This is a genomic window from Alicyclobacillus acidocaldarius subsp. acidocaldarius Tc-4-1 (assembly GCF_000219875.1).
Lineage (GTDB): Bacteria > Bacillota > Bacilli > Alicyclobacillales > Alicyclobacillaceae > Alicyclobacillus > Alicyclobacillus acidocaldarius_A.
Window position 1 is genome coordinate 1,205,976 of record NC_017167.1, and the last position, 20,499, is coordinate 1,226,474.

The 20,499-nt window shown below is 63.7% G+C and carries 22 protein-coding genes and 1 pseudogene; 21 read left to right on the plus strand and 2 right to left on the minus strand.

The window, feature by feature from the left end; genetic code table 11:
* Position 1: 1 nt before the first annotated feature.
* Positions 2-289 (minus strand): transposase, encoded by a 288-nt coding sequence (locus tag TC41_RS05605; RefSeq protein ID WP_006446210.1) that lies wholly within the window; start codon positions 287-289, stop codon positions 2-4.
* Positions 290-537: 248 nt separating this feature from the next.
* On the opposite strand from TC41_RS05605, the gene TC41_RS05610 reads away from it, so the two are divergent.
* The 11 genes from TC41_RS05610 to TC41_RS05660 all read left to right on the plus strand — a co-directional run bounded on the left by TC41_RS05610 (position 538) and on the right by TC41_RS05660 (position 8,078).
* Positions 538-1,557 (plus strand): sigma-E processing peptidase SpoIIGA, encoded by a 1,020-nt coding sequence (locus tag TC41_RS05610; protein ID WP_014464043.1) that lies wholly within the window; start codon positions 538-540, stop codon positions 1,555-1,557.
* Positions 1,454-2,203 carry an RNA polymerase sporulation sigma factor SigE gene (gene sigE, locus TC41_RS05615; protein ID WP_049784339.1) on the plus strand — a complete coding sequence of 250 codons (750 nt, stop codon included), beginning with the start codon at positions 1,454-1,456 and terminating at the stop codon, positions 2,201-2,203. Before TC41_RS05610 ends, sigE begins: the two co-directional genes overlap by 104 nt.
* A 159-nt stretch (positions 2,204-2,362) precedes the next feature.
* Complete coding sequence (gene sigG, locus TC41_RS05620; RefSeq protein WP_008339624.1) at positions 2,363-3,142, plus strand: RNA polymerase sporulation sigma factor SigG; 780 nt, start codon at positions 2,363-2,365, stop codon at positions 3,140-3,142.
* A gap of 54 nt (positions 3,143-3,196) precedes the next feature.
* Complete coding sequence (locus TC41_RS05625; RefSeq protein WP_014464044.1) at positions 3,197-3,493, plus strand: YlmC/YmxH family sporulation protein; 297 nt, start codon at positions 3,197-3,199, stop codon at positions 3,491-3,493.
* A 47-nt stretch (positions 3,494-3,540) separates the two neighbouring features.
* Positions 3,541-4,329: a peptidoglycan editing factor PgeF gene (pgeF, locus tag TC41_RS05630; RefSeq protein WP_014464045.1), complete on the plus strand. Its 789-nt coding sequence runs from the start codon at positions 3,541-3,543 to the stop codon at positions 4,327-4,329.
* 3 nt (positions 4,330-4,332) lie between these two features.
* Positions 4,333-5,022, plus strand: coding sequence for a YggS family pyridoxal phosphate-dependent enzyme (locus TC41_RS05635; protein ID WP_014464046.1), 690 nt, complete (start codon positions 4,333-4,335; stop codon positions 5,020-5,022).
* 12 nt (positions 5,023-5,034) lie between these two features.
* Positions 5,035-5,316 (plus strand): YggT family protein, encoded by a 282-nt coding sequence (locus TC41_RS05640; RefSeq protein ID WP_014464047.1) that lies wholly within the window; start codon positions 5,035-5,037, stop codon positions 5,314-5,316.
* Between the two features lie 13 nt (positions 5,317-5,329).
* A complete protein-coding gene (locus tag TC41_RS05645) occupies positions 5,330-6,097 on the plus strand; it encodes a YlmH/Sll1252 family protein (RefSeq protein ID WP_014464048.1) in 768 nt (255 codons plus the stop codon).
* Positions 6,098-6,206: 109 nt separating this feature from the next.
* Positions 6,207-6,713: a DivIVA domain-containing protein gene (locus TC41_RS05650; protein ID WP_014464049.1), complete on the plus strand. Its 507-nt coding sequence runs from the start codon at positions 6,207-6,209 to the stop codon at positions 6,711-6,713.
* 396 nt (positions 6,714-7,109) lie between these two features.
* Complete coding sequence (locus TC41_RS05655) at positions 7,110-7,424, plus strand: DUF5665 domain-containing protein (protein ID WP_014464050.1); 315 nt, start codon at positions 7,110-7,112, stop codon at positions 7,422-7,424.
* Positions 7,425-7,436: 12 nt separating this feature from the next.
* Complete coding sequence (locus TC41_RS05660) at positions 7,437-8,078, plus strand: TraR/DksA C4-type zinc finger protein (protein WP_014464051.1); 642 nt, start codon at positions 7,437-7,439, stop codon at positions 8,076-8,078.
* Here the strand turns inward: TC41_RS05660 and TC41_RS05665 are convergent.
* A pseudogene (locus tag TC41_RS05665) lies at positions 8,063-8,799 on the minus strand (phosphosulfolactate synthase). The gene TC41_RS05660 and the pseudogene TC41_RS05665 overlap by 16 nt on opposite strands.
* Before the next feature lie 182 nt (positions 8,800-8,981).
* On the opposite strand from TC41_RS05665, the gene lspA reads away from it, so the two are divergent.
* The 10 genes from lspA to TC41_RS05715 all read left to right on the plus strand — a co-directional run bounded on the left by lspA (position 8,982) and on the right by TC41_RS05715 (position 20,498).
* Entirely contained in the window at positions 8,982-9,452 is a 471-nt protein-coding gene (gene lspA / locus TC41_RS05670; protein ID WP_014464053.1) for a signal peptidase II, read from the plus strand.
* A gap of 15 nt (positions 9,453-9,467) precedes the next feature.
* Positions 9,468-10,412, plus strand: a complete 945-nt coding sequence (locus TC41_RS05675; protein WP_041695728.1) for an RluA family pseudouridine synthase — start codon at positions 9,468-9,470, stop codon at positions 10,410-10,412.
* Positions 10,413-10,610: 198 nt separating this feature from the next.
* Positions 10,611-11,144: a bifunctional pyr operon transcriptional regulator/uracil phosphoribosyltransferase PyrR gene (gene pyrR, locus TC41_RS05680; protein ID WP_014464055.1), complete on the plus strand. Its 534-nt coding sequence runs from the start codon at positions 10,611-10,613 to the stop codon at positions 11,142-11,144.
* 17 nt (positions 11,145-11,161) lie between these two features.
* A complete protein-coding gene (pyrB, locus tag TC41_RS05685; protein WP_041695729.1) occupies positions 11,162-12,094 on the plus strand; it encodes an aspartate carbamoyltransferase in 933 nt (310 codons plus the stop codon).
* Positions 12,091-13,386, plus strand: coding sequence for a dihydroorotase (locus TC41_RS05690; protein WP_014464057.1), 1,296 nt, complete (start codon positions 12,091-12,093; stop codon positions 13,384-13,386). Before pyrB ends, TC41_RS05690 begins: the two co-directional genes overlap by 4 nt.
* Positions 13,383-14,489, plus strand: a complete 1,107-nt coding sequence (gene carA / locus TC41_RS05695; protein ID WP_041695096.1) for a glutamine-hydrolyzing carbamoyl-phosphate synthase small subunit — start codon at positions 13,383-13,385, stop codon at positions 14,487-14,489. The genes TC41_RS05690 and carA overlap by 4 nt, the downstream gene beginning before the upstream one ends.
* Entirely contained in the window at positions 14,482-17,730 is a 3,249-nt protein-coding gene (gene carB / locus TC41_RS05700) for a carbamoyl-phosphate synthase large subunit (protein WP_014464059.1), read from the plus strand. Before carA ends, carB begins: the two co-directional genes overlap by 8 nt.
* The gene (gene pyrF / locus TC41_RS05705; protein WP_237700041.1) at positions 17,723-18,478 is read left to right on the plus strand and encodes an orotidine-5'-phosphate decarboxylase; all 756 of its coding nucleotides are present in this window, start codon (positions 17,723-17,725) and stop codon (positions 18,476-18,478) included. Before carB ends, pyrF begins: the two co-directional genes overlap by 8 nt.
* A complete protein-coding gene (gene pyrE / locus TC41_RS05710) occupies positions 18,471-19,130 on the plus strand; it encodes an orotate phosphoribosyltransferase (protein ID WP_014464061.1) in 660 nt (219 codons plus the stop codon). Before pyrF ends, pyrE begins: the two co-directional genes overlap by 8 nt.
* Before the next feature lie 105 nt (positions 19,131-19,235).
* A complete protein-coding gene (locus tag TC41_RS05715) occupies positions 19,236-20,498 on the plus strand; it encodes an NAD(P)/FAD-dependent oxidoreductase (protein WP_014464062.1) in 1,263 nt (420 codons plus the stop codon).
* Position 20,499: the final 1 nt, after the last annotated feature.

Consider the following 20,499-nt stretch of genomic DNA (forward strand, 5'->3'; position numbering starts at 1 on the left):
GCTACTTCCGGTCGTGCGTGAAGATGCGCACAGCTTTTTTTAGGATCTCGTTCTCCTCGCGCAAACGTCGGTTTTCCCGCTCCAAATCGCGTTGGGCTTGTGCATCCGGGCGCAGGTGTCCACTTCCAACAAAGGGGTGATCGGGATCCTCACGATACTTGGCGATCCACCCATACAAGCTCTTCGGGGAAATCCCGAGATCACGAGCCACTTCGCTCGCCGGTCTGTCACTCTCGAGCGCCAACTCTACTGCGTGCAGTTTAAATTCTTTGTCGTACTTCTGTGTCACAAGGGCTCACCTCGAATTCAACTTATTTTTACATTCTCGATTCGCCCTGTCCACAGTTTGATCCTAACATCAACTGCTCCTCACATGCCTCGACCGCCTTCTCCAAAAAAAGTCTACGACTCACCCGTCAAGTTCCGACAGGCTTCGTAATAGAAATCTACTATACTTGCCTCCAAACGATGCGGTGTGATCTCGCGGACATCCCGCCCGTCGGATGGGACACGCCGTGCTCCACCTGAGGTGATGGTGTGCAGGCCCTGCCGGTGGTCTACATCGACATCGTCTGGATGGTCAACTTCATCATGGACTTCGCGTTGCTCTGGACGACCGGCTGGTTGATGAAGCGCCGGGCGCGCTGGACGCGGCTTTTGGCAGGCGCCTTGGTAGGCGCGACGTACGCCCTCGCGCTGTTTGTCCCTGCCCTGTCCCTTGTCACCACCTGGCCCGGCAAGGCGCTTGTGTCTGTGCTCATGGTGTGGTTCGCCCTGCCTCACCGAAACGCGTTCGATCTCGCCCGCCTCATCGGGGTCTACTACCTCGTGTCGTTCGTCGTGGCCGGGGCAAGCGTGGCCGCTCGGTTCGCTTTGCCGGGCACGACGCTCAACCACGCCCTGTGGAGCAACCGCGGCGTGGCCTTTGCCACCTCGGGCGAGACGCTCGGCCTGATGGTAGGCTTGCCGCTCGCCGTGGGCGGGCTCAAGCGCCTGGCTGCGCGCCTGCGAAAGGATGCGCGCGTCGAGACATCCTTGGTCGATCTCGAGGTGCAATTCGACGAGATGGTGATTCGCTGCCGCGCCCTCGTCGACACGGGCAACGCACTGGTCGATCCCGTCTCGAAGCGCCCCGTGTCGCTGGTCGACGCCGCTGTCCTCATGCCGGCGTTTCCCGAGCCGGTCCGCGAGAAGGTGGCCGCCGGCGCGGATCTGCTGGATGCCCTGACCGAGGCGTTGCCGGGCACACCGTTTTCCATCGTGCCTTTTCAAGGGGCGTCCGGCCGCGGGTTGACCGTCGCGCTCCGACCAAAGGCCGTGTACCTGGTGCAGGCGGATGGATCGCGCACCCGCGGCGCGGACAGCCTGTTTGCGGTATTTCCCGGCGTGCTCTGCGCGGAGGGGACGTTTCAAGCCATCTTGCACCCAGAAGTCATGAATGGAGTGGATGACGATGTACGCGTTCCAGTTTCTCGAGACCAAGCGCCGCCTCGCGCTCCTTCGGCTTCGCCTCCTGTACATCCGCCTGCGAGTTCGCCTCCTGGGTCAGCCGGATGAGGTTTATTACGTCGGCGGAAGCGAGGCGCTTCCACCGCCGCTCACGAAGGAAGAGGAGCAATATCTTCTCGAACGGCTTCCTTCGGGCGATCCGTCCGTGCGTTCGATGCTCATCGAGCGAAACTTGCGCCTCGTCGTGTACATCGCCCGCAAGTTCGAGAACACCGGCGTCAACATCGAAGACCTGGTGTCCATCGGCACAATTGGGCTCATCAAGGCCGTGAACACGTTCGACCCATCCAAGAAGATCAAACTCGCGACGTACGCGTCTCGCTGCATCGAGAACGAGATCCTGATGTACCTTCGCCGCAACAACAAACTTCGCGCCGAGGTGTCACTGGACGAGCCGCTGAACGTGGACTGGGACGGAAACGAGTTGCTGTTGTCCGATGTGCTTGGCACCGATTCCGACACGATCTACCGCAATCTCGAAGACGAGGTCGACCGCGAATTGCTCTATGACGCGCTCGACAAATTGAGCGAACGGGAGCGCACCATCATGGAGCTCCGATTTGGCCTGGGGACCGGTCAGGAAATGACGCAAAAAGACGTCGCGGACCTTCTAGGGATTTCTCAATCCTACATATCGCGTTTGGAGAAGCGCATTCTGAAGCGGCTTCAGCGGGAGTTTAACAAGATGATGTGAGGGCCAGAGCCGCATCTTCGCCCTGTCTCCGCGGCGGCGCCAGGAAGCGCCGCCTTTTGCGCGTCGACCCTGCATAACCCGCCCAAGTCCGGACATACTTAAGACGAATTTTGGAATTCTGTTCACACGTGTATGACGGGCAGACTTGGGGGGACTTCTTTGAAGCGCAACAAGGTGGAGATCTGCGGCGTCAACACATCTCAACTCCCTGTTCTCACGAATGCTCAAATGCGCGAACTGTTTGAACAGCTTCGAGCCGGAGACCTCTCGGCGCGCGAGAAACTGGTCAACGGCAACCTGCGTTTGGTCTTATCCGTCATTCAGCGGTTTAACAATCGCGGCGAATATGTGGACGACTTGTTCCAAGTCGGATGCATCGGACTGATGAAAGCCATTGACAATTTTGATCTCAATCAGAATGTTCGCTTTTCCACCTACGCAGTCCCCATGATCGTCGGCGAAATTCGCAGGTATCTGAGGGACAACAACCCCATCCGGGTCAGCCGGTCTCTTCGCGACATCGCCTACAAGGCGCTCCAGGTCCGCGACATGCTGGCATCGAAAAACCTCCGCGAGCCTTCCATCGTCGAGATCGCCAACGAAATGAACCTGCCCAAGGAGGAGGTCGTCTTCGCGCTCGACGCGATTCAGGATCCCGTCTCCATGTTCGAGCCCATCTATCACGATGGGGGAGATCCTATCTACGTGATGGATCAGATTCACGACGAGCGAGAAAAGGATTCGGCGTGGGTCGAGGGGATTGCGCTGCGAGAGGCGATGCGAAAGCTGTCGGATAGGGAGAAGAAAATCCTCGCGAAGCGATTTTATGAGGGCAAGACACAGATGGAGGTGGCGGACGAGATCGGCATCTCGCAGGCGCAGGTCTCCCGCCTCGAGAAGGCCGCCATTCATCGCATGTACAAGCACATTCAGTCGTAACCGATCCGCCATCGGTCATATGATGAGCGTAGGACCGATGGGAGGCGGATAGGCGTGGTGCGCATTTCGGAGCTTCAGTCGAAGGACGTGGTCAACGTCGAGGACGGCAAGCGGCTCGGGACCATCGGCGATTTGGAGATTGACCTCGACAGCGGGCTGATCCGCGCCATTGTCATTCCCGGCCAGTCGAAATTCTTCGGCATGGTGGGCGGATCGCAGGACTACATCATTCCGTGGAACCAGATTGTCAAAATTGGCGCGGACGTGATCCTCGTGGATCTGCGCCCGCCTGGGGAGCCGGGCTACTATCTCCCTCCGCAGTCCGGCAAACGCGGCACGGGCGGCTACTGATGCGTGGCGCTGCGAAGCCGGATGGATGTATGATAGAAGGCGGAGGGATGCGCTTGCTGAAGGACGTGATAGGGCAACATGGCGGCCTCGGGATTCGCCCGCCGTTTGCGGGCCCGGGCGTGCGTGCCATGTTTTTCTTTCGCCATTTGGACACGTGGCCGCTGACGGATGCGGATCTGTCGCCGCGCCTCGCGGGCCCGGAAGCAGCCCGCGCCAACCGCGCAAGGATGCTCAGCAGTGCGGGTATGCAAGCGGAGGCGCTGTGCCTGGTGCGGCAGGTGCACGGCCATCGCGTCATTCGCGTCGATGCGCCGACGGACTCCGCCTTCGAGGCAGACGGGATGGTCACGGATGTTCCCGGCCTCGCGCTTGCCATCCTCGTCGCCGACTGCGCGCCCGTCCTCTTGTACGATCCCGTCCGCCGCGCGGTGGGCGCGTGCCACTCGGGATGGCGGGGCACCGTGCAACAGATTGTCGCCTGCGCCATTGAGCGCATGCGGGACGAATACGGGACAAATCCGGGGGATCTGCATGTCGCCATTGGCCCGTGCATTCGGCGGTGCTGTTACGAAGTAGACGACGTGGTGGCCGACCACGTCCGAAACACGCCGCTTGAGCGAGCGCTGTTGCCCAGATTTCGGCGCCCTAGGAAGTATGTCTTCAGTCTGCCTCATGCCATCCGCCTGACGGCTGAAGCTTGCGGGGTCCAGCCAGATCACGTCTATGACGCCGGCGTCTGCACGTCCTGCCGAAACGGCCACCTGTTCTCGCACCGCCGCGAGGGCGAGCGCGCAGGGCGACAGATGGCGGTTATCGCGCTTGAGATGGGGGACTGACCGGTGGATTACGGATTTGTGCGCCAGCGGGTCGAGGATGTGCGGGCGCGGGTCGAGGACGCCTGCCGCCGCGCGGGCCGCGATCCGGCGGGCGTTCGCATTGTGGCGGTCACCAAGACGGCGTCTCCAGACGTCTTGCCCGCGCTGCACGACGCAGGCATCCGAGATGCGGCCGAGAACCGCTGGCAGATCGCGAGGGACAAGCTCGCGCATCCTGCTGCCTCTCGCTTTGAATGGCATTTCATCGGTACGCTTCAAACCAACAAGGTCAAGTATGTCGTCCCGCGCTTTGCATGGATTCACTCGCTGGATCGGCCCGAACTCGCGCACGCGCTGTCTCAGGAGGCGGTGCGGCGGGGAGTCGGCGTGAACGTGCTGGTCCAGGTCAATATCAGCGGCGAGTCGCAAAAGCATGGCGTCGCGCCGGAAGAGGCAGAGCATCTCGTCCGCCTCGCCCACGAGCTTCCAGGGCTTGCGGTCCGAGGGCTCATGACCATGGCGCCCATCGCCGAGTGTCCCGAGGATGTGCGTGACGTCTTCGCGGGCCTTCGCGATCTGCTGCACGAACTGAGGACACGCCTGTCGCTCGAAGCGCTGGATCAACTTTCGATGGGGATGTCCGACGACTTCGAGGTGGCCGTCGAGGAAGGAGCCACGATGATCCGCATCGGACGAAGGCTGGTCAATCCATGAGGGGGTGAACACATGGACGGCTTGGCGGACGCCGTGGAGTGGATGTTCGCCGTCTATTTCGTGGTGCTTTTGGCCGGCGCGTTGATTCAGATGGTGCCTGATTGGACCGAATACCGGGTGGGCCGGTGGATTCGCGCCTGTTGCGAGCCCTATCTATGGGTGTTTCGGCGTCACCTTCGCCCCGTGCGCGTGGGCCAGACGTCCGTCGATGTGTCGTGGCTCGTGGCCGTTGTGGTGTTTTTGGTCGTCGAAGCGGGTGTGGATACCACATTGACACAGTTGACCACGAGCTGAGGAGGCGCACGCCATGGAGCTCGGATGGGTACGCGCGTCGGAGCAGCCTTGGGTCCGCCGCGCCTCAGATTGGGTCCGGCAGGTTCAGGACAGTTACGCGCCCTATTTGACCGACTTTCTGACGCCTCGCGAACGCTACCTCGCCGAAAGCGTGGCCCGAGGTGCGGGCATCCACGTCGAGGCGTTCGGGGGATACGACGCCGCGGAGCGCGTCCGGCTCCTGCTTTTGCCGGAGCCGTGGCCGGTGCGTCCCGAGGACTTCGAAATCCAAGCGCTCGAGGTGGTCGCAGTGCAAGGGACCTTTGCGCATGGAGACGTGCTGGGTTCGCTCCTGGGCCTCGGACTCAAGCGCGCGTCGTTGGGCGACATCGCAATCTCCACGCCCGCACAAGCGTATGTGTTCGTCGCCCGACCCCTCGTGCGCTATCTACAAGAGACTTGGGCTCGCGTCGGCAGCGTGCCGGTGGTCGCGGAGGTCGTCCATGACATCCCGAATCTACCCCCTCCGCCATACGAGCCCAGGGAGATTTTCGTCATGTCACCGCGTATGGATGCCGTCGTGGCGCAGGCTTGTCGGATGTCGCGCAAGGATGCGCAGTCTCTTGTCGCGAGTGGCCGCGTGGAACTGAATCACGCGGAGGCGCCGGCTGACGCCGAGGTTCGTCCCGGCGACGTGTTGTCCGTCAGGGGATTCGGTCGCGTGCGGGTGTTGGAGACCGTCGGCCAGTCGAAAAGCGGCAGATGGATCGTTCGGGTCGGCGTCCTGCGATCTCGCCCCTAACTGCGGCGGTGGTGAAGGATTTTGCCGCTTGCTGTCGAATAGCAGGGTGACGAACCTTCGCCCAAACAAGGGCTTCACAAGCCTGTGGTCGAGATGAGGGGGATTCGCCATGCCGTTGTCGCCCATCGACATTCACAATAAAGAGTTCCGGCGCTCGCTGCGCGGGTACAACGAGGATGAAGTCGATGATTTTCTGGAACGCGTGATTCAGGATTACGAAGCGTTGATTCGACAGAACAAACAGCTCGAAGAGGAGATTGCGCGGCTCAACGAGAAATTGGCCCATTACCAGAACATTGAAGAAAGTCTGAGCAAGTCCATTCTCGTCGCGCAGGAGACCGCGGAAGAGCTGAAGAACAACGCCAAGAAGGAAGCGCAGCTCATCATTCGGGAGGCGGAAAAGAACGCGGACCGGATCATCAGCGAAGCCCTCAACAAGGCGCGAAAAGTGGCGCTCGAGGTGGAGGAGATGCAGAAGCAAGCCGCCATTTTCCGCGCGCGGTTCCGCTCGCTCATCCAGTCGCAACTGGAGATGATGGAGTCAGGCGACTGGGAATCGTTCGAGCGGGAGCTCGCACGGCGCGAGGTCGCGGCGGCTGAACCCGACTTCGCGTAATCCAAGGACGAAAAGGTGCGCCTCGACAGGCCGATCCGCGTGGTCGGCTTATTTTTTTCGCTTCGCGCGGCGTACCAGAGGAGCGCGAGGCCGAAAGCCACGAGCGAGGAATCGATCACGACATAGGTGGTGTAGGGAAGCGCCAGTTGCAGCCAAACGCGGGCGAGGATGCACGCGGCGAATAACGTGATGCCAATCCACAGAATGGCCCAGGAAGCGGCGACCAGCCATGTTCTGCGCATGATTCATCTCTCCAGTCGAAACAACCCTGCCAAACTCCATCATACACACACCCGCCGGAGATACCAATGACAGTCTGGTGAACATGTCCGACATGGATCCACTGAGGCCGGGCACACTATCGGCAGATCATCCACAGCCGGGACGGTGAGAAAGATGCGGCATCGGCGCAAACGACGTCACTCGCTCACGCATCTCGGACTGCTCAGACTGACGGAATACCTCGAAGGGGCGAACTTCGCGGCGTACGTCGATCTGCTGCAGACGCCGTGGCGGCTCGCGCTGCTCAATCTCATCGGCGGCATCTTTCGCGGCCTAGGCATCGGCCTCGGCTTCACCGTCATCGCAGGGTTGGTCGTGCTCATCTTGCAACAGCTCGAGCTTCTCAATCTCCCAGTCATCGGGAAGTGGATTGCGGATTTGGTTCAAATCGTGGACGGGCAGCTCAGGGCTCGAGCGTTCACGTATTGAAGGGGGACGAGCATGGACACGGATGTCATTCGCTCCCGCCTGGAGAAAGCGCGGGAGCGCCTGATCGATCGCCTGAACGGAGCCGAGACGTCTGCCTCCATCCGCAACGCGATGCGTGACGAGTTCTCGGAACTCGCCATGTATGACAATCACCCGGCGGACGTCGCCAGCGAACTCGCGCTCCGCAGTCAGGCGGTCGGAGAACGGCTGCGGGACGAGCGAGCGCTTGCCGACGTGGAGGATGCGCTCTCGCGGATCCGACACGGAACGTATGGCCAGTGCGAGTCCTGCGGGCGCCCCATTCCGCCGGATCGGCTTGAGGCGATTCCGACCGCTCGCCGATGCGTGGACTGCGAACAGGAGGCGGAGGCCAAGCAGGTGTCAGCACATCGCCCCGTGGAGGAGGACGTGCTGGCGCCCTCGTTCGGCCAGTTCGATCGCGACGGCGCAGACGAGACGGGGTACGACGGGGAGGACGCGCTTCAGGACGTTCTGCGCCATGACCGCCCAGTCCAGGGACTTGCGCGTTACGACGAGCCGGACCTCGATGACGATGCGGGGTATGTCGAGTCGGTGGACCGCATTTCGGAGGACGACTATCGGCGGACGTTGCCTTCCCCGGCGCAGTTGCTCACCGATTACGACGAACCGTGACATTCAGGGTTCTCGAGTGTGAGAACGAAAGTGTCGGCCCGGAGGCCAAGGCGAAGGCACTCGACGGCGATGGCGTCGGCCGGGGGGACATTCCCCAGATTGACGGCCGGGCCAAAGCGGCGAATGAGTTCTACTTGCTGGGGTTTTTTGGCGCTTCCCAGATGACGCGGCTCCGCGCATCAGGGGGCAACGCGTCGACGAACACCGTTAAGGCGTCGTCGAGTACCTTGCCTCCGGGATCGTAAATGCCGACACCTTCGCCGGATTCGCGCCCCTCGAGGATCACATAATCGGCGCCGGCTTCGAGATCCCGCAGTGCGCCCTCTGCGCAGCGCACAAGGTCCACATCGTGACTCAGCTTTTTACCCACCTCCGTAATGACGAGGGGAAACACGCGCTTGGCCGCCGCAATGGCCTTTGCGCGATGACCTGGCGGCAGGTCGATAGTGCCGTCCGAGATTTCCATGGCCTGAAACCCGAGCTCGCGACAGCGCAGGAGGTATTCGGCGAACACGCCTTGCGTCCACGCCACCTCGCCCAAGGTCCCGCCGGGGCATGCCATGACGCCCTGTTCCGCTGCGCGCTGGAGTTTGGATCTGAGGATGTGCTCGGGGTATACGGCGCTCGTCCCAAATCCGAGCTTGAGCACATCGATGATGGGCGCCGCCATCGACAGGAGGGACTCCGTCTCGGCCAAACTCAGACCCTTGTCAATCACCATGGTGATCCCGCTCGTGCGGGGCTTCCCGCTCCGCACGCCGAGCGGTGGGGCAATCCATTGTGAGAAGGCGCCGCCCTCTGGTACAATCACCGTATTCACACCCCTTCACGTGCCGCCTTTTCACGGTATGCGACGGCGGCTTCCAAGGGTGCAGGCTGTCAGCCGGCGGGGTGACGGGTCGAGTGGGGAAACAGAAGTGGATCTTGTACGTGGTCGGCCTGGTGGTGCTCATTGCCGACCAATGGATCAAACAGCTCGTGCGGGCGAAGTTGGCCATCGGCAGCGCCGTCGTGGTCATCCCTGGCGTGGTCGAGTTCACGCACCTTCAGAATCCGGGTGCTGCCTTCAGCCTGTTGCCGCATCAAGTTTGGCTCTTTGTCCTCGTGGCCATTGCAGTCGTGGCGGCTGTGGTCGTGGTGAACACGCGCTTTCAGCTGAGCGCCTTGGCGCAAGTGGGACTTGGGCTCTTGCTCGGCGGGGCGCTCGGCAATATGGTGGATCGCGTCTTTTCCCCGACCCATACGGTCACCGACTATGTGTACTTCTACACCATTCATTTTCCCGTCTTCAACCTCGCGGACGCCTCCATCGACATCGGCGTCGTGCTCCTCATCCTCTCCACGTTCCGAGGCGGACATGATGCCCGCGACTGATTGAAGGAGGACACCATGAGACCGGCCATCCACGTTCAATATGAGGTGAGTGCGGAGGACGCGGGCGAGCGGCTCGACCGATGGCTGACTGACAGGTTGCAGGAAGACGACATTGAGGTCTCGCGGACGCAGGTGCAGCGCTGGCTTGATAATGGCTTGATCCGTCGCGCGCGCCCTGGGCGGCTCAAGGCGAGTGAACCGGTTGAGGCGGGCGACCTCTACGAGGTGGACGTGCCGGAAGAGGAGCCGCTGGAGCTTGTGCCGGATGAGGGCGTGCCGTTTGTCGTCGCCTACGAGGACGACGACGTCATCGTGGTGGACAAGCCGCGCGGCGTCGTGGTGCACCCGGGGGCGGGCCACTTGCGGGGCACGCTGGTGAATGGCCTCTTGGCGCGCGGCACCTCGCTCTGTACGCTCGCGGGCGCGATGAGGCCGGGCGTCGTGCACCGGATCGACAAGGACACGAGCGGGCTCGTCGTGTTTGCCAAGTCGGATCGCGCGTATCGCGCGCTGGTCGAGGCGTTCCGCGCGCATGATGTGGAGCGGGAGTACGTGGCCATCGCGCACGGCCGCATGCCGCACCGCAAGGGCACCATCGACATGCCCATCGCGCGGGATCCGGCGGATCGACAGCGGATGGCCGTCCGCCAAGGGGGCAAGCGCGCCGTTACGCACTTCGAGGTTCTCGAGCTGTTTGCGAACTATTCGTACCTCCGCCTGCGGCTGGAGACGGGCCGGACGCATCAGATCCGCGTCCACCTCGCGGCCATCGGTCATCCCATCGCGGGCGATCCCGTCTACGGTCCTCGCCACACACTGCCCATCGACGGCCAGGCGCTCCACGCGCGGACGCTCGGCTTCACGCATCCGGACGGTCGTCGCCTTCGGTTCGAGAGCGCCGTGCCCTCCGACATGGCCTGGCTCCTTGAGGGGTTGCGCCAGGGGCGAATCGGAGCTTGACACCTTTCGCTCGAACTGATAGTCTACTTTCGAACTGAAGATGGACACTGCCTTTAAACCAATCCCGTGAGGTTGGTAAGGAGTCGGACGTGTTGGGAGAATGGCGCACGCGTGGCGCGTCTTCCGGGCTAAGGCCACCTCTCGCGGAGAGGCGGCCTTTTTTCGTGCCGACGAGAGCGGTGCCGAGGAGGGAAGGCTGTGGCTCAAAAGACGCAGATTATGGACGAAGCGGCGATGCGCAGATCGCTCACCCGCATGGCGCACGAGATCCTCGAGCGCAACAAGGGGCTCGACGACCTCGTGCTCGTCGGGATCGTCACGCGCGGCGCCATCCTGGCGGAGCGGCTCGGGCGGAAGCTGTTCGAGATTGAGGGACAGAGGGTGCCGTGCCACCGGCTGGATCCCCGCCCGTACCGGGACGATCGCGACCGGACCGCGTCGCCCGAGGCGCCCGCGCCAAACATCGACGTGGCGGATCGCAAGGTGATTCTGGTGGACGACGTGCTGTACACGGGCCGGACGGTGCGAGCGGCGCTCGACGCCATGATGCGCGCGGGCCGCGCGCGGTGCGTGCAGCTCGCGACGCTCGTGGACCGCGGCCATCGGGAGCTTCCCATTCGGCCTGACTTTGTGGGGAAAAACGTTCCGACGGCGCGAGACGAGCAGGTCATTGTCCGCCTGGCGGAAGTGGACGGGATGGACGGCGTCTGGATTGCGGAAGGAAGGGCGTGAGGGCGGTGGCGGTGAACATGCGAGGCGCGGTGTTTCACGCGTTGACCGTGAACCAGTTCGATGTGCCGCTGGTATGGGAGTTGATGGAACGCGCCGAGTGGCTCCGCGGCTTGGACCGTGAAGAGGCTCGGACGCGACTTCAGGGCAAGATTGTTGCGACGCTGTTCTACGAGCCGTCCACGCGCACGCGGCTCTCGTTTGAATCCGCGGTCCTCCGTCTCGGCGGCAGCGTCGTGGGGGCCGAGAACGCGCGCGAGTCGTCGTCGTCGAAGAAGGGCGAGACACTTGAGGACGTGTTTCGCGTCGTAGGCTGTTACGCCGACGCCATCGTCATTCGCCACCACGATCCGCACGAACTCGATCGAGCCGCGCGCTTCTCGCCCGTGCCCATCGTGAATGCCGGCGCCGGAAGCGGGGAGCACCCGACGCAGGCGCTGCTCGACGTGTACACCATCTGGCGCGAGCTCGGCCGGATCGAACATCTCACCATCGCGGTGATGGGCGATCTCAAGTACGGCCGCACGGTCCACTCGCTGCTTCGGCTTTTGGCCAAGTTCCCCGGCGTCCGGGTTCGCCTCTTTCACCCGGCGCCGCTCGGCTTGCCGGACGATCTCGCCAGCGAACTTGCCGCCTCGGGCCTCTCGCTCGAGCGGGCGCCGGATCTCGCGTCGGCCATCCGCGGCGCGGACGTGGTCTACCAGACGCGCATTCAGTTCGAGCGGCTGACCGGCGAGGTGGATCCCAACGCAGCCAGCCTGTACGCCCTCACCAAGGCCCACCTGGCGCTCTTACCCGATCACGCGCGGATCCTGCATCCGCTTCCTCGCGTCGGGGAAATCGCGCCCGAGGTGGACGAGGATGTCCGGGCGGCGTACTTCCGGCAGGTGGAAAATGGACTCTACATGCGCATGGCGCTTCTCGACGCCATGCTGGGAGGCGAGCGGCGATGAGGATTCGATGGGATGGCGGGCGCGTGTGGGACTCGGGCCTCGGCGATTTCATGGAAGCGAGCGTGGCGTTCGACACCGAGACGGGCGAGATTGTGGCCGTTGGGCACCCGTCCGCCATCCGCGCGGACGAGGTGCGTTCCATCCGCGGTTTGTGCGTGTTGCCCGGCTTTGTCGACGTGCACGTCCACTTGCGCGATCCCGGCCTCACGCACAAGGAGACCCTCGCGAGCGGCCTCCAGGCCGCCGCGGCCGGCGGGTTCACGCAGGTGGCGTGCATGCCGAACACCAAGCCTCCCATCGCGCGGGCCGAGATCGTGGAGGATATCATCCGCCGAGGAGAGGCCATCGGCAAGGCTGAGGTGCATCCCATCGCCTGCCTGACATTGGATCAGGAAGGCGAGGCGCTCGCGGATTACGAGGCGCTCGCAGAAGCGGGCGCGATGGGGTTTTCCGACGACGGCCGCGGCGTACAGGACGGCGGGCTGATGCGGGAGGCATTGGCCAAGCTCGCCGCCCTCGGCAAACCCGCGATGATCCATGCGGAGGACGAATCCATCTCGCGCGGCGGGGCGCTTCATGAGCGGGCGGCCGCGCGGCTCGGCACGACGGCGCAGCCAGGGAGCGCGGAGGCCGCGATGATTGCGCGAGACATTCTCCTCGCGGAAGAGACAGGCGCGCACCTGCACGTCTGCCACGTGAGCCGCGAGGCGTCGGCTGCCCTCGTGCAATTTGGAAAGCGTCGTGGCATCCGCGTGACAGCGGAAGTGACGCCGCATCACCTGCTCTTGTCGGAGCGGGACATCCAGAGCGCGGACGCCAACTGGAAGGTAAATCCTCCCCTTGCGTCCGAGGAGGACCGGCGGGCGTGTCTTGTCGCGTTCGCGGATGGAACGTTGGACATCATCGCCACCGATCACGCGCCGCATCACCCGGACGAAAAAGCGAAGGGCATGGACGAGGCCCCGTTCGGCATGGTGGGGCTCGAGATGGCGTTTGCCCTCTTGTACACGGGGCTCGTGTGCGAGGGGCTTGTGCCGATGCGCCGGCTGGTAGAGGCTATGAGCGAGCGGCCTTGCAGGTTATTTGGGCTTGAAGGCGGCCAGATTCGCCCAGGCGCGCGGGCGGACCTGGTGCTGGTGGATCTCGGCAGGCGATGGACCATCGACCCGAGCACATTGTACACGAAAGGCAGGAATACGCCGTTTGCTGGGCAGTCGGTGGTCGGCAAGGTGATCGAGACGATTCGTGCGGGGCGCGTGATTTTTCGCGAGGGAGAGGAGCGGTTGTCATGATGCTGAACGGTCGGAGAAGGGCCCGGCTGGTGCTGAAGAACGGCCTCGTGTTTGAAGGCGTGCACTTCGGCGCAACGGGCACCCGGTTCGGCGAGGTCGTGTTCAACACGGGCATGACGGGATATCAGGAAATTTTGACGGATCCGTCGTATTACGGGCAGATCGTCACCATGACGTACCCGCTCATTGGCAATTACGGCGTGAACGTAGACGACGTCGAGAGCCGCCATCCGCACGTGCGCGGATTTGCGGTGAGGACGTTCTGCGAGTGGCCGTCTCATCACAAGTTGGTAGACAAGCTGGAGTCGTACCTGGTGCAGCACGACATCGTCGGGATCGCCGGGATTGACACGCGCGAGCTGACGAAGGCCATCCGGACGGTGGGGGCGATGCCGGGAGTCGTCACCACGGAGGATGTGCCGGTGGAATCGCTTCTTGCGCGCATGGACGAGGCGCTGGTGCCGGATGCGGTCAAGCGGGTGACCACGCAAACCGTGTACCGCGCGCCGGGGCCTGGGCACCGCGTCGTGCTCATCGATTACGGGATGAAGGCGGGGATCCTCCGCTCCTTGCTGGAGCGCGGATGCGACGTGATTGTCGTGCCGGCCACGTCGACGGCGGAGGACGTGCTTCGCTGGAAACCGCACGGCGTGATGCTGTCGAACGGCCCGGGCAACCCGGAGGACGCGCCTTACGCGGTGGAGGCGCTTCGCGGCCTCATCGGCAAGGTGCCCATCTTCGGCATCTGCCTAGGGCATCAGCTCATTGCCCTCGCGTGCGGCGCAAAGACGCGCAAGCTGAAGTTCGGCCACCGCGGCGCGAACCATCCGGTGAAAGACCTTCGCACGGGCCGGGTGGACATCACGTCCCAGAACCACGGGTATGTCGTCGATGCGGACTCGCTCCGCGGGACGCCGCTCGAGCTCACGCACGTCAATCTGAACGACGGCACGGTAGAGGGGCTGGTGCACCGACACGAACCCGTCTTCTGCGTGCAGTATCATCCGGAGTCGAGGCCGGGGCCGAGCGATGCCCGCTACTTGTTTGACGAGTTCATCGACCTCATGACGCGCGTGAGAGAGGGGCGGTTTGCACATGCCTAAGCGGACGGACATTCGCAAGATCATGGTCATCGGGTCTGGGCCGATTGTCATTGGCCAGGCGGCCGAGTTCGACTACGCGGGCACGCAGGCTTGCCAGGCGCTGAAGGAAGAGGGCTACGAGGTTGTCCTCGTCAACTCGAACCCCGCCACCATCATGACCGACGAGCACATGGCGGATCGGGTGTACATCGAGCCCATCACGCTCGATTTCGTCACGCAGATCATCCGGAAGGAGCGGCCGGAAGGCCTGCTCGCCACGCTCGGCGGTCAAACGGGCCTGAACATGGCCGTGCAGCTCGCGGAGGCCGGCGTTCTTGAGGCAGAGGGGGTTGAACTCCTCGGCACGCCGCTTGAGGCCATTCAAAAGGCCGAGGATCGCGAGAAGTTCCGCCAGCTCATGCAGGAGATCGGCCAGCCCGTGCCGCAGAGCGCCATCGTGAGAAACCAGGCGGAGGCGGACGCGTTCGCGGAGGAAGTGGGCTTTCCCATCATCATCCGGCCTGCGTACACGCTCGGCGGAACGGGAGGCGGGATTGCCTCCAACTGGCGCGAATATCACGAAATTGTGGAGCGCGGACTCACGCTCTCGCCGATTCACCAGGTGCTTGTGGAGCAGAGCATCGCGGGCTTCAAGGAGATTGAGTACGAGGTCATGCGCGACGCCAACGGCACGGCCATCGTCGTGTGCAACATGGAGAACATGGATCCCGTCGGGGTGCACACGGGTGACTCCATCGTCGTGGCGCCGAGCCAGACGCTCTCGGACGAAGAGTACCAGATGCTGCGCGACGCGAGCCTCCAGATCATTCACGCGCTCGGCATTCAGGGCGGGTGCAACGTGCAGCTCGCGCTCGATCCCCAGTCCTCGCGGTACTATGTGATTGAGGTCAATCCGCGCGTCAGCCGCTCCAGCGCGTTGGCTTCGAAGGCCACGGGGTATCCCATCGCGCGGATCGCCACGAAGATCGCCGTCGGATACCGGCTTGCGGAACTGAAAAATCCGGTGACACAGGACTCGTACGCCGCGTTCGAGCCGGCCTTGGACTACATCGTCACGAAGATCCCGCGCTGGCCATTCGACAAGTTCCGGAGCGCGAATCGGTCCCTCGGCACCCAGATGAAGGCGACGGGCGAGGTGATGGCCATCGGCCGCACGTTCGGCGAGTCGCTGCTCAAGGCGGTTCGCAGCCTGGAAATCGGCGCCTACAGCCTATGGACGAAGCAGTCGGACAAGTGGTCGAACATGGAGATTGAGAAAAAGATCCGCGTGGCTGACGACGATCGCCTGTTTGCCATCGCTGAGGCGCTGCGCCGGGGCGTGTCGGTGGAACAGATCCACGATTGGTCGAAGATCGACCGCTGGTTCCTGTGGCATTTGGAGGCCCTGGTGGACCTGGAGCAGCGCATTGCCGCGGTTGCCAAGCCGCGCCTGCCCATCGAGCAGGTGCTGGACGAGCACCGGGAACTCATTCACGAGGCGAAGCGAAACGGGTTTCCGGACCGCGAGCTCGGTCGTCTCCTCAAGGCGGATGCGATGGCTATCCGCGCATGGCGAAAGAAACGAGGCATCGTCCCGGTGTACAAGATGGTAGACACCTGCGCCGGGGAGTTCGCGGCTTCCACGCCGTATTACTACAGCACGTATGAGCGGGAGGACGAGGTCGAGACGAGCCCGCGCAAGAAGATGGTGGTGCTTGGTTCTGGGCCTATCCGCATCGGCCAGGGCATTGAATTCGACTACTGCACGGTGCACGCGGTGTGGGCGCTGCAGCGGGAAGGCTACGAGGCAGTCGTCATCAACAACAACCCCGAGACCGTTTCGACGGACTTCAGCACGTCGGACCGGCTGTATTTCGAGCCGCTCGACGTGGAGGACGTGCTGAACGTGATCGATCGGGAGCAGCCGGAGGGCGTGATCGTCCAGTTCGGCGGACAGACGGCCATCAACCTGGCGGGGCCGCTGGCGGACGCGGGCGTGCGGATCTTCGGCACCTCCCGCGAGAGCATCGACGCGGCGGAGGACCGCGAGAAGTTTGACGCGCTGCTCACGCAGCTGGGGATTCAGCGCCCAGAGGGTCGAACGGTCACCACCGTCGAGGCGGCGGTCGAGGCGGCGGAGTCGATTGGCTATCCGGTGCTCGTGCGCCCCTCGTACGTCCTCGGCGGGCGCGCGATGCAGATCATCACCAACACGAACGAGCTTATCCAGTATATGGAGGAAGCGGTGGAGGTATCGCAGCAGCACCCGGTGCTCGTGGATCGCTACGTGAACGGCATTGAAGCGGAGGTCGACGCCATCTCGGACGGCGAGACGGTGATCATCCCGGGCATCATGGAGCACATCGAGCGCGCGGGCGTGCACTCGGGGGACTCCATTGCCGTGTATCCGCCGCAGAACCTGACGGAGGACGTGAAGCGGATCATCGAGGATCACACCATTCGCATCGCGCAAAGCCTCAACGTGAAGGGGCTCATGAACGTGCAGTTCATCGTGCACGACGGACAGGTGGAGGTCATCGAGGTGAACCCAAGGTCGTCGCGCACCGTGCCGTTCCTCTCCAAGGTGACCGGCGTGCCCATGGTCCAACTCGCCATGCATGCGGTCTGTGGCGGCAGGTTGGCGGATCTCGGCTATACCAGCGGGCGCGTGCCAGAGTCGCCCGCCGTGGCGGTCAAGGTGCCCGTGTTCTCGTTTGCGAAGCTTCACCAGGTCGATATCAGTCTCGGCCCCGAGATGAAGTCGACGGGCGAGGTCATGGGGCGCGATCTCGTCTACGAAAAGGCGCTGTACAAGGGGCTCATTGCCTCCGGAATTGCGATCCCGGCGCACGGGACGGTGCTCGCGACGATTGCGGACAAAGATAAGCCGGAGGCGTACCCGCTGCTGCGCGAGTTCGCGCGCCTCGGCTACCGGCTCGCGGCGACCGAGGGCACGGCGAAATACCTGCGCGATCGCGGCCTTGAGGTGCGCGTCGTAAACAAGCTGGCGCAGGGCACGCCCAATCTTGCGGACGACATCCGGCAGGGCAAGATCCAGCTTGTCATCAACACGCTCACCAAGGGTCTCAAACCCGAGCGGGACGGCTTCCGCATCCGGCGGACGGCCGTCGAGCACGGGGTGCCGTGCTTGACCTCGCTCGACACGGTTCGATCCGTGCTCGACATCATGAAGCTCATTCACTTCCAGACCATGGCGCTGGGCGATCCGGTCCCAGGGCAGGGAGGTGGCGACGGTGACTGAGGCGCTGATGCAGGAGCTCGCCTCGCCCGCGTACGACGAAGCGCGCAGGCGCATCTACGTCGCGCTGGACGTGGACTCGGAGGAGCGCGCGTTGGACTTCGTCGATCGCCTGTCGCCCGTTGTGGACGGCTACAAGGTGGGGCTGGAGCTGTTTCACCGAGCGGGCATGCGCCTCGTGGAGGCCCTGCTGAAGCTGAATTTGCGGGTGTTTCTCGATGTCAAGCTGCACGATATCCCGAACACCGTCGCCGGCGCGATTCGGGCCATCGCGCAGTATCCCATTGAAATGGTGAACGTGCACGCGTCGGGCGGCTTCAAGATGCTCGCGGCAGCGCGCGAGGCCGTGGACGGATCGCCCCATCGCCCGCTTCTCGTGGGGGTGACCGTGCTCACAAGCTTGACAGACGCGGATCTTGAGGGGATGGGCGTCGGCACGACCTCGTCTGCGTGGGTGCGCCGGCTGGCGCAGATGGCCGAGCAGGCGGGGCTCGACGGCGTGGTCTGCTCGGCCCAGGAGTTGGAGATGCTCCGCGACGTGGTCACCTCCTCCTTCGAGCGCGTGGTGCCGGGCATCCGCCTCGCGGGCGACCGGGTGCACGATCAGGCTCGCGTGATGTCGCCCGATGCGGCCATCCGGCACGGAGCCACGCGTCTGGTTCTCGGGCGAGCGGTGACGGAGGCGGACGATCCCGTCGCCGCCTTGGCGCGCTACCTTCGTTCCGTGAGGGAGGGATTGACGCATGAGTGAACCGACGTTCACCGTCGAGTACGACGACCTTTCATACACCATCGCGAGGGGACTTCTGCAAATCGGCGCGGTGGAACTGAGGCCGCATCAGCCGTTCACCTGGTCGAGCGGCTGGCGTTCCCCCATCTACTGCGACAACCGCCTCATCCTCGGATATCCGCTGCTTCGCAGCCAGGTCGTTTCCGGTTTTGAGTCGATCATCGACTACGAGCTGCCCGCGGTAGAACTCATCGCAGGCGCCGCGACGGGCGGCATTCCGCACGCCGCCATGCTGGCGGATCGCCTGGGTCTGCCATGCGCGTACGTGCGCTCCGAGCCGAAGGCGCACGGCCGGGGCAAACAGATTGAAGGCTACGCGCGTCCCGGGATGAAGGCCGTCGTCATTGAGGACACCCTGTCGACGGGACGGTCCGCGTATCAGGCCGCCCAGGCCCTTCGGGACGCGGGGGTGGACGTGATGGCCATCCTCACCATTCTGTCATACGACTTCGACGTCGCCACCAAGCGCGCCGAGGACACCGGCATCCCCGCGTATCGGCTGGTGCCGTACGAAGTGCTCATTCAGGTGGCGCTCGAACGCGGCGATATCCAGGAGTCGGACGTGGCGCTTCTCATGCGCTGGCGCAAGTCTCCCGATACGTACGGACTCTGATATCACGCTGCAGACAGGCGGTCCTTGGGCGATATCCCCAGGGGCCGCTTGACTCTTTCTCCGCCGAACGGGACATCCTACCCGTCAGGTAAAGGAGGGGCTCACGTGGATCTTCACACGGGCCGCACGCTGTGGTCGGAGTCGGACATCGCGTCGACATCCTATCCCCGGCTCGACCGGGATGTGCAAAGCGATGTCGTGGTGGTGGGCGGCGGCATCGGGGGAGCCATCGCCGCGTGGGAAATTGCGGAACGCGGATTGGACGTCGTGGTGCTGGAGCGACACCGCGTAGGCATGGGATCGACCCGAGGAAACACGGGCCTTCTGCAATACGCGAACGACATGCCGCTCGTCGAGATGATCCGCGTGCACGGCCGTGCACGAGCGGTCGCGTTCTACCGGCGTTGTTGGGAAGGACTCGGACGGCTTCGGGAGATCGTGAAGCAACTTCCAGAGGACGTCGAGTTTGCGGATCGGATGAGCGTCTGTTACGCGTCCGTTCCGGCTCACATCTCCCGCTTGAAGGATGAAGCCCGCACGCTTGCGCAACACGGCTTTGCTGCCGAGCTCGTGGTCGGCCGCGATGAACTGCGGCGGGCCTTCGGAATCGACCGCGAGGCGGCGTTCGTGACGTACGGAGATGCGGAGGTCAATCCACTGAAGTTTACTCGGGCGCTTTTGGCCGAGATCGTCCGCCGCGGCGGCGCCCAGGTCTTTGAGCGCACCGCGGTGGTTCGGGCGGAAGAGAATGACGCGCACGTCGCCGTGGAGACGGACGCGGGGTTTCGCGTGCGGGCGCGCGCGGCGGTCTTCGCAACGGGATACGTCTTCCAGAACACGCGGCCCCTCGCGGGTGCGCGGCTTGGCTGTACGTACGCGATCGCCACAGAACCGCTGTCGGACCTGGCGGCTTGGCCAGTAGGTGCCCTCATCTGGGAGACCGCTCGTCCGTATTTGTACATGCGAACGACGCGCGACAGGCGGCTCGTGGTCGGTGGGCTCGACTTACCCGTTCCAGACGGCCCTCGGCGCGACGAAGGACTCAACGTGCGCGCCGAGCAGCTGGCCCGCATGGCACAGGAGGTCCTTCCCGACATCGGATCCTTGTCCATTGCCTACCGATGGGCCTCAACGTTCGGCTCGACAGTCGACGGATGGCCTATCGTCGGCGTGTATCCGGGCTTTCGTCGGATCTTCTGCGCGCTTGGCTACGGCGGAAACGGGATGGTCTGTTACGCGGTAGCGGCGGACATGCTCGCGAGGCGGCTTGTGGGGAAAAACCGGCCCGAGGACGAGGGGCTCGGGCCGGAACGATGGTCTCTGTGGCGGCGCGCGGCGAGAAGGCTGTCGCGGGCGGTGCGGTTGTGAC

Excerpts from the sequence above, each read along its gene's own strand:
- TC41_RS05645 (WP_014464048.1), top strand. The coding sequence starts at position 5,330 with ATGGAGCTCGGATGGGTACGCGCGTCGGAGCAGCCTTGGGTCCGCCGC.
- carA (WP_041695096.1), top strand. The coding sequence starts at position 13,383 with ATGATGCTGAACGGTCGGAGAAGGGCCCGGCTGGTGCTGAAGAACGGC.
- pgeF (WP_014464045.1), top strand. The coding sequence starts at position 3,541 with ATGCGCTTGCTGAAGGACGTGATAGGGCAACATGGCGGCCTCGGGATT.
- TC41_RS05655 (WP_014464050.1), top strand. The coding sequence starts at position 7,110 with ATGCGGCATCGGCGCAAACGACGTCACTCGCTCACGCATCTCGGACTG.
- sigE (WP_049784339.1), top strand. The coding sequence starts at position 1,454 with ATGTACGCGTTCCAGTTTCTCGAGACCAAGCGCCGCCTCGCGCTCCTT.
- TC41_RS05690 (WP_014464057.1), top strand. The coding sequence starts at position 12,091 with ATGAGGATTCGATGGGATGGCGGGCGCGTGTGGGACTCGGGCCTCGGC.
- TC41_RS05650 (WP_014464049.1), top strand. The coding sequence starts at position 6,207 with ATGCCGTTGTCGCCCATCGACATTCACAATAAAGAGTTCCGGCGCTCG.
- TC41_RS05640 (WP_014464047.1), top strand. The coding sequence starts at position 5,035 with ATGGACGGCTTGGCGGACGCCGTGGAGTGGATGTTCGCCGTCTATTTC.
- pyrB (WP_041695729.1), top strand. The coding sequence starts at position 11,162 with ATGCGAGGCGCGGTGTTTCACGCGTTGACCGTGAACCAGTTCGATGTG.
- carB (WP_014464059.1), top strand. The coding sequence starts at position 14,482 with ATGCCTAAGCGGACGGACATTCGCAAGATCATGGTCATCGGGTCTGGG.
- TC41_RS05660 (WP_014464051.1), top strand. The coding sequence starts at position 7,437 with ATGGACACGGATGTCATTCGCTCCCGCCTGGAGAAAGCGCGGGAGCGC.
- pyrE (WP_014464061.1), top strand. The coding sequence starts at position 18,471 with ATGAGTGAACCGACGTTCACCGTCGAGTACGACGACCTTTCATACACC.
- TC41_RS05675 (WP_041695728.1), top strand. The coding sequence starts at position 9,468 with ATGAGACCGGCCATCCACGTTCAATATGAGGTGAGTGCGGAGGACGCG.